The organism is Halomonas sp. THAF12 (assembly GCF_009363675.1).
Classification (GTDB): domain Bacteria; phylum Pseudomonadota; class Gammaproteobacteria; order Pseudomonadales; family Halomonadaceae; genus Halomonas; species Halomonas smyrnensis.
In genome coordinates, this window is the sequence record NZ_CP045399.1 from 234,749 (window position 1) to 247,174 (window position 12,426).

The 12,426-nt window shown below is 70.0% G+C and carries 13 protein-coding genes; 2 read left to right on the plus strand and 11 right to left on the minus strand.

Features of this window, described 5'->3' with window-relative positions:
• Positions 1 to 5 precede the first annotated feature (5 nt).
• The 4 genes from FIU88_RS01040 to FIU88_RS01055 all read right to left on the minus strand — a co-directional run bounded on the left by FIU88_RS01040 (position 6) and on the right by FIU88_RS01055 (position 4,052).
• A complete protein-coding gene (locus tag FIU88_RS01040; RefSeq protein WP_152477859.1) occupies positions 6 to 989 on the minus strand; it encodes a sugar kinase in 984 nt (327 codons plus the stop codon).
• A 74-nt stretch (positions 990 to 1,063) separates the two neighbouring features.
• Entirely contained in the window at positions 1,064 to 2,083 is a 1,020-nt protein-coding gene (locus tag FIU88_RS01045; RefSeq protein ID WP_152477860.1) for a substrate-binding domain-containing protein, read from the minus strand.
• 99 nt (positions 2,084 to 2,182) lie between these two features.
• On the minus strand, positions 2,183 to 2,869 hold the full coding sequence (locus FIU88_RS01050; RefSeq protein ID WP_016856263.1) for an HAD family phosphatase: 687 nt from the start codon (positions 2,867 to 2,869) through the stop codon (positions 2,183 to 2,185).
• Positions 2,870 to 3,020: 151 nt separating this feature from the next.
• The gene (locus FIU88_RS01055) at positions 3,021 to 4,052 is read right to left on the minus strand and encodes a sodium:calcium antiporter (RefSeq protein WP_152477861.1); all 1,032 of its coding nucleotides are present in this window, start codon (positions 4,050 to 4,052) and stop codon (positions 3,021 to 3,023) included.
• 204 nt (positions 4,053 to 4,256) lie between these two features.
• Here FIU88_RS01055 and FIU88_RS01060 point away from each other — a divergent pair, with 204 nt between their 5' ends.
• Positions 4,257 to 4,544 (plus strand): DUF4235 domain-containing protein, encoded by a 288-nt coding sequence (locus tag FIU88_RS01060; protein ID WP_216647291.1) that lies wholly within the window; start codon positions 4,257 to 4,259, stop codon positions 4,542 to 4,544.
• Between the two features lie 254 nt (positions 4,545 to 4,798).
• On the opposite strand, the gene FIU88_RS01065 is transcribed toward FIU88_RS01060, so the two are convergent.
• Positions 4,799 to 6,271: a sodium:alanine symporter family protein gene (locus FIU88_RS01065; protein WP_152477863.1), complete on the minus strand. Its 1,473-nt coding sequence runs from the start codon at positions 6,269 to 6,271 to the stop codon at positions 4,799 to 4,801.
• A 162-nt stretch (positions 6,272 to 6,433) separates the two neighbouring features.
• Here FIU88_RS01065 and FIU88_RS01070 point away from each other — a divergent pair, with 162 nt between their 5' ends.
• Positions 6,434 to 7,249, plus strand: a complete 816-nt coding sequence (locus FIU88_RS01070; protein WP_152477864.1) for a helix-turn-helix transcriptional regulator — start codon at positions 6,434 to 6,436, stop codon at positions 7,247 to 7,249.
• Between the two features lie 189 nt (positions 7,250 to 7,438).
• Here the strand turns inward: FIU88_RS01070 and FIU88_RS01075 are convergent, their stop codons facing one another.
• The 6 genes from FIU88_RS01075 to FIU88_RS01100 form a co-directional block, all read right to left on the minus strand.
• Complete coding sequence (locus tag FIU88_RS01075; RefSeq protein WP_152477865.1) at positions 7,439 to 7,750, minus strand: hypothetical protein; 312 nt, start codon at positions 7,748 to 7,750, stop codon at positions 7,439 to 7,441.
• Positions 7,751 to 7,802: 52 nt separating this feature from the next.
• A complete protein-coding gene (gene fba, locus FIU88_RS01080; protein WP_016856269.1) occupies positions 7,803 to 8,867 on the minus strand; it encodes a class II fructose-bisphosphate aldolase in 1,065 nt (354 codons plus the stop codon).
• Between the two features lie 60 nt (positions 8,868 to 8,927).
• The gene (locus FIU88_RS01085; RefSeq protein WP_152477866.1) at positions 8,928 to 10,091 is read right to left on the minus strand and encodes a phosphoglycerate kinase; all 1,164 of its coding nucleotides are present in this window, start codon (positions 10,089 to 10,091) and stop codon (positions 8,928 to 8,930) included.
• A 36-nt stretch (positions 10,092 to 10,127) separates the two neighbouring features.
• Positions 10,128 to 11,162, minus strand: a complete 1,035-nt coding sequence (locus tag FIU88_RS01090) for a type I glyceraldehyde-3-phosphate dehydrogenase (RefSeq protein ID WP_152477867.1) — start codon at positions 11,160 to 11,162, stop codon at positions 10,128 to 10,130.
• Positions 11,163 to 11,316: 154 nt separating this feature from the next.
• Complete coding sequence (locus FIU88_RS01095; protein ID WP_152477868.1) at positions 11,317 to 12,039, minus strand: LrgB family protein; 723 nt, start codon at positions 12,037 to 12,039, stop codon at positions 11,317 to 11,319.
• Positions 12,036 to 12,413: a CidA/LrgA family protein gene (locus FIU88_RS01100; protein WP_172977739.1), complete on the minus strand. Its 378-nt coding sequence runs from the start codon at positions 12,411 to 12,413 to the stop codon at positions 12,036 to 12,038. The genes FIU88_RS01095 and FIU88_RS01100 overlap by 4 nt, the downstream gene beginning before the upstream one ends.
• Positions 12,414 to 12,426 lie beyond the last annotated feature (13 nt).

The window sequence follows — 12,426 nt, forward strand, 5'->3', positions numbered from 1 at the left end:
TCTCCTTATTCCGGCATGGCCGGCCGGGCGTCGAGTTCGGCGAGGCGCTGGCGGGAGGGCAGCCCTTCCATGTCTCCCGGTACCTGCACGGCGAGGGCGCCGATCAGGTTGCCGCGCCCCAGGGCCTCGCGCGGCGTGAGGCCCTCGAGCAGGGCGCTGATGACTCCGACCGCGAAGCCGTCGCCGGCGCCCACGGTGTCGACGACGTTTTCCACCGCCACGCCGGGTACCTCGAGGCTCGCCTCTTGCCCCCCGAGCGTACCACGGTAGTAGCTGCCCTCGGGGCCCAGCTTGATGATGACCGCCCGGGCGCCGCGGTCGAGATAGAAACCGGCGATGTCGTGGGGCGTCTCCAGGCCGGTCAGGCGGCGGCCCTCGGCGAGGCCCGGCAGCACCCAGTCGGCCTGGCCGGCCATGGCGTTCAGGGTGTCGCGCATCTCGGCCTCGCTGGCCCACAGCGACGGGCGCAGGTTGGGGTCGAAGGAGATGCTGGCGCCGGCCTGTCGCGCTCGCTCGAGCATGTGCCAGGTCAGTTCGCGGCAGCTCGCCGAGAGCGCCGGGGGAATGCCGGTGGCGTGCAGGTGACGGGCGGCGTCGAAGTCGACCGCGTTTGCGTCGTCCGGGCCCAGGCGGCTGGCGGCGCTGCCGCGCCGGAAGTACTCCACGTGCGGGTCGGCGCCGTGCTCGGCGCGCTCTTTGAAGATCAGTCCGGTGGCGGCGTCCGGGTCGCGGGTCAGATGCCGACAGTCCAGCCCCTCGGCCTCCAGGGTGTGGCGTATGTAGCGGCCGAAGGCGTCGTCGCCGACCCGGCTCAGCCAGCCGACGCCGAAGCCCAGTCGTGCCAGGCCGATGGCGACGTTGGTATCCGCGCCGGCGATGCGGCGTCGGAAGGTCTCGATCTCGGCGAGCTCGCCGGCGGCCTCGGCGACGAACAGGGTCATGGCCTCGCCGAAGGCGAGGATCTCGGGGCTGGGGGGCGTCGTGGTCATTGGCGATACTCCTGCATCATGATGGGAACGATACCATCGAGCGGCGCGATGCGACGCTCGATGGGGAAATTGTCTCAGCGGCGGGTCGAGCCGCGGGCGATCAGGGTCGGCGAGAAACGCACCTGCCGAGGCGGGCGCCGGGTATCGGTCAGGCGCTCCAGCAGGCTGTCCATGGCGGCCCGGCCGATCGCCTCGGTGGGCTGGGCGAGGGTGGTGATGCCGGGGCCGACCAGGCCGCACCAGTCGAGTTCGTCGATGCCCATCAGGCCGGTGGTGCCGAGGGCGTCGCCGCGGGCCTGCAGCACGCGCGTGACCGCCAGGGTGACGTTGCCGTTGGCGCACAGCAGGGCCCTGGGGGCGGTGGCCGGGCGGTCGAGGAAGTCGGCGATGGCGTGCTCCAGGGCCGGGGTGTCGTCGAGCGGCAGGCAGCAGGCATCACCCGTCAGCCCTTCGGCGTCGAGCCGCGCGCGGAAGCGCTCCAGGCGGCGCTGGCGCGAGCTGGCCCGTTCCGGCGGCTCGCTGACGTACAGCAGCTCGCCGTAGCCCTGGCCGTGCAGGTGGTCCAGGGCCGCGTCGATGGCACGGTCGTTGTCGAGCCCGACCATGTCCGCCTCGAGCTCGCCCAGCGAGCGGTCGAGCAGCACCAGCGGCGTGTCCCGATCGGCCAGGGCCGCGAGCTCCTCGCCGGGGTGGCCGGCGACGTTGAGCACCAGCCCTTCGACGCGGTATGACGCCAGCAGCGCCAGATGATCGCGCTCCTGAACGGGGTCGTTGTCGGTATTGCAGACCATCAGCGAGAAGCCGTGGGCGCGACAGGCCTGCTCGACTCCGTGCATCACCGCCACCGAGAAGGGGTTGCGGATGTCGGCGACCAGCATGCCGATCAGCCCCGACTGCCCGCCCTTGAGCCCGCGCGCGATCCGGTTGGGCCGGTAGCCGAGCCGGCCGGCGCTGGCGGCGATGCGCCGCTGCAGGTCGGGCGACAGCCGGCTGCGCTCATCGCCGAAATAGCGGGAGACGCTGGTCTTGGAGGCGCCGGCGTCGCGGGCGACTTCCAGGATGGTGGCGCCGGTTCGGCGTGTTGGAGCGGTCATGAAGAGGCATCAGGAAAAATGGGAACGTTCCCAACGTTAGTGGCAGGCCCCGTGACATGACAAGTCCGACGCGATTAGACCATGGTAGAGAGGCGCGTCTCAGGCCCGCGACAGCGAGCGCTGGCGGTCGTGTTCCAGGCGGGCGATCACGGTGGGCAGCTGGAACATGCTGGTGATCATGATGGCGCCCTCCGGCGTCTCTTCGGCGTCGGGGAAGCGGTTGAGATGGATCACCGTCATGCCGGCGTTCAGCGCCGCCTGGACGCCGACCAGGGCGTCATCGATGGCCACGCAGTCCTCGGGGGCGTAGCCCAGCATGGCGCCGGCGTGGCGATACAGGCAGGGGTCGGGCTTCCAGCACTGCGCCTCGTAGGCGCTGAACAGATGATCGCCGAACACCGGCTCGAGATTGGTGGCCAGCAGCGAGGTGCGGATCTTGTTGATCGGCCCGTTGGAGACCACGCCCATGGGGTGGCCGGACAGGGCGACCAGCGCCTCGGCGGCGCCGGTGATCGGCAACAGGTCGGTGGCCAGGCGGCGGTTGAGGTTGGCGCGCATGTCGCGCTCCAGCACCTCGAGGCGGTCCGGGTCGACGGCGCCGTGGCGGCTCTCCAGCTCGGCGACGATATGACGGAAGCGGGCGCCGCGGAACTCGCCGACGTAGTCGCTGGCCTGGAAGGGCAGGCCGGCGGCGGTCAGGCTGGTTTCCATCTCGGCAGCGAGCAGGGGCTCGCTGTCGACCAGGGTGCCATCGCAATCGAAGAGTAGGCAGAGGGGGCGGGCCATCACCGGTAACCTCGCGGGCGTGTCATTCGGCTTTAACGCTATTGTGTCATATCGGCAGCGTACACCTTTAGTTTAAGACCATTTCCGCGACTTTGTGAACAGTGTTTTTCAATTCAATCTTTGCTGCACATTCGTCCCGTAGCGGGCGGGATCAGCCCGGCGCCATCACCAGCATCGCCGCCCCGGCCAGATAGCAGCCGGCGATGGCCAGGCTCTCGAAGCCGATGCGACCGGGCCCCAGGCGCTCGCGATGGATCATGCCGACCATCAGGATGGCGGTCATCAGCAGCGAGATCGCCACCCACAGCGCCACGCCGTCGGGCATGGCGTGGTAGATCGAGCCGCCGCGGTAGGCCACGTCCGAGGCGGCCACGAACAGGGTGTCGAAGGCGTTGCCGCCGATGATGCCGGCCACGGCCAGGGTCAGCGCGCCGCGGCGCACCGCCGCCACCGAGGTGACCAGTTCGGGCAGCGAGGTGACCACCGCGGTCATCAACACGCCCACCACCGACTGGCCGAGGCCGGTGTCCTCGGCGATCACCGAGGCCACGCCCTCCAGCAGCCAGCCGCTGGCGCCGAGCACCAGCGCCAGCCCCGCGAAGCTCAGCCATAGCCGCCGCGCCGAGCGAGTCTGCGCCTGATCGTCCGGCACGTCCGGCGTGGTCTCCCGGGTCTGGGCCGGCTGCCACATGGGGCGAGTCCGGGTGCGATCGGCCAGCCGCAGCCCGAACAGGTAGCCGATCACGATCAGCGGCGTGATCGGATGCACCTGCCACAGCGTCCACTCCGGGGCGAAGCGGCCCACCAGTACCAGCGCCAGCAGGCACAGCAGCAGGCCGCCCTGCATCAGGTTGCCGATGGAGGCGGCGGCATGCTCCAGGTTGGCGCGGCGGTGGGTCAGGTCGGCGATGGTCAGGAACAGCGTCTGCACGGCGATGCCGCCCAGGGCGTTGCTCATCGCCAGGGTGGGGCGGTCGGCCAGCGCCGACGAGACCGACAGCACCAGCCCCGACAGCGAGGTGGCCATGCCCAGCAGCACGGCGCCGGCGATGGCCTCGCCGAGGCCGGTGCGGTCGGCCAGGTCGTCGACGATGTGCGTCAGCCGCGTGCCGGCCACGCCGATCACCAGGGTGCAGCCGAGAAACAGGACGGCGGCGCTGCCGAGGGTCAGATCTGTCAGCAAGGAGAGGCCCCCGTCGTGGGGGATGGTGTCCGGTGCCGTCGCGACGCCGGTCGCCGGGTGCCTGGCGGCGGTGGGCTGAGGGTATCGGGCATGTCGGCTCCTGCCGAGAGGGGGTGGGCTATGCTGGCGGCGCCCTGCCATGATACTCAGGAGGGGCGGCACGGGACCGCTAGTCCACAGCGTACCACCGGAGGCAGTCAAGTCATGAAACGGAAAATGCTCTGGTCGATGGCCGGCTACACGGCCGTCATCGGCGCCAGCCTGTTGACCCGGCACACCGCCAGGGAGGCCTACCGCAAGACGGCCGGCGCGGCCCCGCCGGAGAACCCGGGGCGTCGCGACACGCGCTGGCGGGAGGCCCTGGCCTGGGGCATGGCGAGCGGCGCCCTGGTCGGGATGGCCCGGGTGGTCGGCAACCGCCTGGGCGATGAGGCGCGCCGTCGTGGCGAGCGTCGTCGTCCCCGGCGCGCCCTGGAGCACCTGAAGGACTAGCCTGGGGGCCCCGGTGAGTCGGTGCCCCGGCGACGGGCAGGCGCGACGCCGTTGATCTCGACGTTGTCCTCGCCCCCCGCTGGGGCCGGATGCCGGCTCCGGTCTCGCCGGGCAGCGCCCTGTCAGTGAGCCGGGTGTCGAAGTATGTCGCTCGCTCGACCCGCGCCGTTCACGGGGCGGAAACGAGCCGGCCCCGCCTGGTCGGGCGGGGCCGGAGGGCTACCGGGAAGCCGGCAGGCGGGTGCCGCGGGGCGTTACTCCCTGGCGCCGGCCGGGGTGTTGCCGAGCGCCCGGTGGGCGCGCTCGAGGTCTTCGGGTTCGAGCTCCCAGGACTTGGGATCCAGGTCCATTTCCGGGTGGTCCTTGGCGTTGAACACCGGCTGCTCGATGCCATTGCGCATCTGGCCGTCGAAGTCGCGCAGGATGCGCAGGCCCGGCTTGAACAGCATGATCAGGGCGATCAGGTTGGCCACCGCCAGCAGGCCCATGGTCACGTCGGCGAAGCCGAACGCGGTGCCCAGGTCGGTGGTGGCGCCCCAGCAGACCAGCAGCACGATGGTCACGCGGAAGGCATTGAACAGGCCCTGATTGCGGCGGCTGAAGAAGTTCAGGCTGTTCTCGCCCAGATAGTAGTTGTAGAGGATGGTGCTGAAGGCGAACAGCAGCAGCGCGATGCTGACGAAGGTGCGGCCCCATTCGCCGACGTGGTCGGCCAGGGCGGCCTGGGTCAGGGCGATGCCCGCCACGTCGACGCCGGCGCCCGCTTCATAGACGCCGCTGAGCAGGATCACGAAGGCGGTGGCGGAGCAGATGATCACGGTGTCGATGAACACCGAGAAGGCCTGCACGATGCCCTGGTTGGCCGGGTGCGGCACGTAGGCCACGGCCGCCACGTTGGGCGCGCTGCCGAGGCCGGCCTCGTTGGAGAACAGGCCGCGCTTCAGGCCCATCATGATGGCCGCGCCGATGCCGCCGCCGATGGCCGGCTCGAGGCCGAAGGCGCTCTTCACGATCAGCGCGATCACGTCCGGAATCTGGGTGATGTTCAGGGCCAGCACCACCAGCGCGATCAGCAGATAGCCGCCGGCCATGATCGGCACCAGGAACTCGGAGATGCGGGCGATGCGCTTGATGCCGCCGAAGATGATCAGGCCAACGAGCAGCGCCAGGCCGAGACCGCTGTAGAGCACCGGCACGCCGAAGGCGTCGCCGAAGGAAGTGGCCACGGAATAGGACTGCAGGGCGGTGAAGGCGAAGCCGAAGGTCACCAGCAGCAGCGCCGAGTAGATGCCGGCCAGCCAGTTCCACCGGCGGCCGAGGCCGCGGGAGATGTAGTAGGCCGGGCCGCCGCGATAGGTGCCGTCGCCCTCGGCGGTCTTGTAGGTCTGCGCCAGGGTGCACTCGAGGAAGCTGGTGGCCATGCCCATCAGGCCGACGACCCACATCCAGAACACGGCGCCGGGGCCGCCGAGGGTGATGGCAACGGCGACGCCGGCGATGTTGCCGCCGCCGACCCGGCCGGCCACCGACAGCACCAGCGCCTGGAAGGAGCTCAGGTGGCCGTGCTTGTCCTTCTTGAAGGCCTGGCTGGCGCCCAGGATGCGGAACATGCGGCCGAAGTAGCGGAACTGCACGAAGCGCGAGGCCACGGTGAAGCCGATGCCCACGGCGATCAGCAGCACGATCAGGACCTTGCCCCATAGCAGGTCGTTGAGGAAAGCCAACATCGAGAAGTCTCCTTTTTGGCATTATTCGCGGTGCGTGGGATTTAAGCAGGCTCAAAGCGCGATGGGATTTGACGCTATGGTGCGCCCTGGCGCACCATCCGCCGCACCCAGTGCACCAGGCTGCACCATTTCGGGGCGAGCGCCTCAGAGGAATCCACCGACATGCATGACGACTTCGCGGCCAACCTCCGGCTGCTGTGCAGCTACTACCGCTCCATCGCCGAAGTGTGCCGTCGGCTCGACATCAACCGGGCGCAGTTCAACCGCTACCTCAGCGGCCGCTACAAGCCCGCCAACAACACCATGCGCCGCATCTGCGACTTCTTCGGCGTCGAGGTGCACGAGATCCTGCTGCCCCACGAGGAGTTCCGCTCGCTGGTGCGGCTGCAGCCGACGCCGGACGGCGAGGCGCCCGAGCGGGCGCCGTCGCTGGGGCTGCCCGCCGCGCTGCTCGAGCAGGGGCGTCAGGGCATGTCGCGCTATCTCGGCTGCTACCACGAGTATTACCTGGCCATGTCGCGGCCCGGCCAGGTGCTGTGCACCCTGGTCTGCCTCGAGCGGCGCGGCGAGGACGTGCTCTACCAGCGCACCGAACGCATGCCGCCCCGCGCCGGCGGTCGCCACTGGCACAACCGCTACCAGGGCGTGGCGCTGCTGCTGACCGATCGCCTGTTCCTGGCCGACCACGAGTCGCTCAACGGCCACGAGATGACCCAGACCATCCTCTTCCCCAGCTTCAAGAGTCACGTCTCGCGTCTCAGCGGGCTCAAGCTGGGCGTGGCCGACAGCAGCGAGCGCATGCCCTGCGGCGTGCGGGTGGTCTACGAGCGCATCGCCGACACGGTCACCCCGCGCCAGGCGCTGGCGCAGTGCGGCCTCTATGACCTGGACGACCCGGCCCTCGACCCCGATATCGTGGCGGCGATCCACAACGACATGGGGCCCGGAGAGTGGCACTTCCGGGCACGCTATCTCTAGGCGAAGTCGGAAAAGTGTCTGCGCTCGGCTATACGGCGTTAAAAATCAGCTCGTGCGCGAGCCCGGTCAAAGTCCTCATTTACAGCTCGTAAACTCCGGCTTTTCGCTGATTTTTGCCTTGTCTAGCCTTCGCTCGCCGACTTTTCATACGTTGCCTAAGCCAACTGGAGCACAGGAAGGCTGCGCGCCTCAGGGCGCGGCGTGGCGGCCGCAGTTCTCGCGGTAGGCCGGGGCGTCGGCGCCCAGTGCCAGCTGCTCGGTGACGGTGTGGTAGTAGAACGGCAGGGCGGGGCGCTCGGCGCGCACGGCGTCGCCGCACAGGCCGTAGCCCTTGTTCACCTCGAGCAGGCGCTCGATCCCGACGTCGTCCTGGGCCTCGAGGCGCTCGGCGATACGCTCGGCGATCCGGTCGTCGCGGTCGTTGTCGGCCATCCACTGGCCGCCGAAGATCAGGCCGGCGACGAGCAGGATGGCGGCCACGGGAATCCACAGGTTGTGCATGGCGGGGCTCGCATGACGCCCGCCGGCACGGAGGCCGGCGGGGCGGGGACGCTTACTTGACGCGCGGGTCCAGTTCGCCGCGCTCGTAGCGCAGGAACATCTCTTCCAGGTTGATCGGCTTGATCTTGCTGGCCTGGCCGGCGGTGCCGAAGGCCTCGTAGCGGGCCTTGCAGACCTCCTTCATGGCCGCGGTGCTGACCTTGAGGAACTTGCGCGGGTCGAACTCGGCCGGGTTCTCGGCCAGGAAGCGACGCACCGCGCCGGTGGAGGCCAGGCGCAGGTCGGTGTCGATGTTGACCTTGCGCACGCCGTGCTTGATGCCCTCGACGATCTCCTCGACCGGCACGCCGTAGGTCTCGGGGATGGCGCCGCCGAACTCGTTGATCACCTCGAGCCACTCCTGGGGCACGGAGGAGGAGCCGTGCATCACCAGGTGGGTCTCGGGGATGCGGGCATGGATCTCCTTGATGCGCTGGATGGAGAGGGTGTCGCCGGTGGGCGGCTGGGTGAACTTGTAGGCGCCGTGGCTGGTGCCGATGGCGATCGCCAGGGCGTCCACCTGGGTCGCCTTGACGAAGGCGGCGGCCTCTTCCGGGTCGGTCAGCAGCTGGTCGTGATCGAGCTTGCCCTCGGCGCCGACGCCGTCTTCCTCGCCGGCCATGCCGGTCTCCAGGCTACCCAGGCAGCCCAGCTCGCCCTCGACGGAGACGCCGCAGGCGTGGGCCATCTCGACGGTGCGACGGGTGACGTCGACGTTGTAGTCGTAGCTGGTCGGCGTCTTGCCGTCGGTGCCGAGCGAGCCGTCCATCATCACCGAGGAGAAGCCCAGCTGGATGGAGCGCTGGCACACCGCGGGGCTGGTGCCGTGGTCCTGGTGCATGACCACCGGGATGTGCGGGAATTCCTCGACGGCGGCCAGGATCAGGTGGCGCAGGAAGGGCGCGCCGGCATACTTGCGGGCGCCGGCGGAGGCCTGGACGATCACCGGGGAATCGGTCTCGTCGGCGGCTTCCATGATGGCGCGCATCTGCTCGAGGTTGTTGACGTTGAAGGCCGGGATGCCGTAACCGTGCTCGGCGGCGTGGTCCAGCATCTGGCGCATGCTGATCAGTGCCATGAAGTCACCCTTTGTTGTGTGAGGCGGCGCGCCGCGCCGCCTGCGTCGCAGTGTTCGTGATTATTCGGCGGCGGCTTCGAGGGCCGCGACCGCCGGCAGCACCTTGCCCTCGACGTACTCGAGGAAGGCGCCGCCGCCGGTGGAGATGTAGGAGACCCGCTCGGCGATGCCGTACTTGTCGATGGCCGCCAGGGTGTCGCCGCCGCCGGCGATGGAGAAGCCGTCGCTCTCGGCGATGGCGTAGGACAGCGCCTCGGTGCCGTGGCCGAACTGGTCGATCTCGAACACGCCGACCGGGCCGTTCCACAGGATGGTGCCGGCGGCCTTGAGCTGCTCGCCGAGCCGGGCGGCGGTCTCCGGGCCGATGTCGAGGATCATCTCGTCATCGCCCACCTGGTCGACCGGCTTGGTCACCGCGGAGGCGTGCTCGGAGAACTCGGTGGCCACCACCACGTCGCTGGGCAGCGGGATCTCGACCTTGTCCATCAGCGCCTTGGCGGCCTCGACCAGGTCGGCCTCGTGCAGCGACTTGCCGACGTTGTAGCCGGCCGCGGCGATGAAGGTGTTGGCGATGCCGCCGCCGACGATGATGCGGTCGCACTTCTCGGACAGCGCGTTGAGCACCTCGAGCTTGGTGGAGACCTTGGAGCCGCCGACGATGGCGGTCATCGGGCGCTTTGGGGTGGCCAGGGCCTTCTCCAGCGCCTCGAGCTCCCGGGCCAGCAGCGGGCCGGCGCAGGCGGCGGGGGCGAAGCGCGCCACGCCGTGGGTCGAGGCCTGGGCGCGGTGGGCGGTGCCGAAGGCGTCCATCACGTAGACGTCGCACAGCGCGGCATAGGCCCGGGACAGGGCCTCGTTGTCCTTCTTCTCGCCCTGGTTGAAGCGCACGTTCTCCAGCAGCACGATCTCGCCGGCCTCGAAGGCGGGTGCCGTCTCCAGATAGTCCTCGACCAGGCGCACCGGGCGCCCGAGCAGGCCGGCCAGATGCTCGGCCACCGGCGCCAGCGAGAATTCCTCGGCCGGCTCGCCCTCGGTGGGACGGCCCAGGTGGCTCATCAGCATCACCTTGCCGCCGGCCTCGAGCGCCGCCTGGATGGTCGGCAGGGCGGCCCGCAGGCGGGCGTCGCTGGTCACCTGGCCGTTCTTGACGGGCACGTTCAGGTCCTCGCGGATCAGCACTCGCTGGCCGTCGAGGTCGAGGTCGGTCATCTTGCGCACGTTCATGGAAGCAGATTCCTCGTCTGGGAAAGCCGAAGGGTCTCAGGCATCGGAGGGTGGCACCGGGCCCAGTCGGGCGATGCGGCCGGCAACGTCGAGCATGCGATTGGCGAAGCCCCACTCGTTGTCGAACCAGCACAGCATCTTGATCAGGCGGCCGCCGGCCACCCGGGTCTGGGTGGCGTCCACGATACCGGAGCGCGGATCGTGGTTGAAGTCGACCGAGGCCATGGGCGTTTCGGTGTAGCCGAGCAGCCCGGCGAGCCGCCGGGCGCTGGCCTCGCGCAGCAGGGCGTTGACCGTCTCGGCGTCGGTATCGGTGCGCACCGAGAGCGCCAGGTCCATGGCCGAGACGTTGATGGTCGGCACCCGCACGTGCAGGCACTCGAAGCGGTCGGCCAGGTGCGGCATCAGGCGGTTGATGCCGCGCGCAAGGCCGGTGTCCACCGGCACGATGGAGTGCATCGCCGAGCGCGTCAGGCGCAGGTCGGTCTGGTGATAGGCATCGATCACCGGCTGGTCGTTCATCGCCGAGTGAATGGTGGTGGTGACGCCGTGGTCGAGGCCCAGCGCCTCGTCGAGCACCGTCAGCACCGGCACCAGGCAGTTGGTGGTGCAGGAGGCGGCGGAGATCACCCGGCACTCGGGCGTCAGGTCGGCGTCGTTGATGCCGCTGACGATGGTGGCGTCGACGTCGCTCTCGGCGGGCTGGGAGAACAGCAGGCGCGCGGCGCCGGCGGCCAGGTGGGCCTCGGCGATGTCGCGTTCCTTGAAGCTGCCGGAGCATTCCAGCACCAGGTCGATCTCGAGCTCGGCCCAGGGCAGGGCGGCCGGATCGGCCTCGGAGAGCACCCGGATCGGGTGGCCGTCGATCACCAGCTGCTCGCCGTCGACCTCCACGCTGCCGGGGAAGCGGCCGTGGGTGGTGTCGAAGCGGGTCAGGTAGGCGATGGTGTCGAGCCCGGACAGCTCGTTGAGGGCCACTACCTCGAGCTCCGGCATGTCACGCTCGACGAGCGCACGCAGCACGCACTGGCCGATGCGGCCGTAACCGTTGATGGCGATGCGTAGGGCCATGGCCTGTCCGAGGCTCCCGAGTCCGGTGGGCGAGAGGCGGCGATTCTAGCCTATTTCGCGATCGTCGTCGCCGGTCGGGGCGCCCGGGAGATGCGCGCCAGCGCCGGCCTCGCACGCGTATGCGACGAAAGTCGCCCACTGGTGGAGGGGGCGTCTAGAGGCCCAGCAGTCGCCAGGCCAGCGGCAGGCACAGGGCGGTGAGGATGCCGGTCAGGCTCATGCCCAGCGACGCGAAGGCGCCGGCGGCGGGGCTCAGCTCGAAGGCGCGCACGGTGCCGATGGCATGGCCGTTGACCCCCAGGGCGAAGCCGAGGATGCGGTGGTCGCGAATGCCCAGCGCCGGGGCCAGCAGGCTGACCGCCAGGGTCGCCATCACCCCGGTGAGCAGCAGCCCGCCCATCAGCAGCGGCACCGAGCCGCCGAGCCCCTCGACGATGCCGAGCGCGATCGGCGCGGTCACCGACTTGGGCGCCAGCGAGGCCAGCACCTCGGGGCTGGCGCCCAGCGCCCACGCCAGCGCCAGCGAATAGCACGAGGCCAGAGCCGCCGCCGGAGGCAGGCTCAGCGCCAGCGGCTTCCACAGCGCGCGGATGTGGGGCAGCTGCTGGTAGAGGGGCACCCCGAGCGCCACCGTGGCCGGGCCGAGCAGCAGCATCAGCCAGTCGGCGCCGCGCCGGTAGTCGGCGACGTCGATGGACAGCCCCCACAGCGTGGCGGCGACCAGCACCGCGGCCAGCAGCACCGCCGGGCACCAGCTGGGGCGTCCCAGGCGCTCGACGGCCCACAGGGCGGTGAGATAGGCGGCCAGCGTCAGGGCGATGGCCGACAGCGGAGTGGCCAGCAGTGCCTCGCGCACCGCCATCAGGGCGTCGCTCATGAGCGGGACCCCGGCGTCGCGTCCGTCTCGGGCTCGGCGGGCATGCAGCGGCGCATCAGCAGCAGGGTGGTCAGCACGCTGGCCAGGGTGCCGACCACCAGCGACACCGCGACGGCCAGCCACTGGCCGGCGAAGTCGTCGGCGACGAAGAACACCCCCACCACGCCGGGCATGATCAGCATCGCCAGCAGGCCGATCAGCGGCTGGCCGGCGGCGGCGATGTCATCGAACCGGCCGATGCGCAACATCAGCAGGGCGGTCATCAGCAGCATGCCCACCACCCCGGCCGAGACCGGCAGGTCGAGCAGCACGACCAGCGTCTCGCCGGCCAGCCATACCCCCGTGAGCCACAGAAACCCGCGCAGCACTGCGATCACCTCGTTCTCC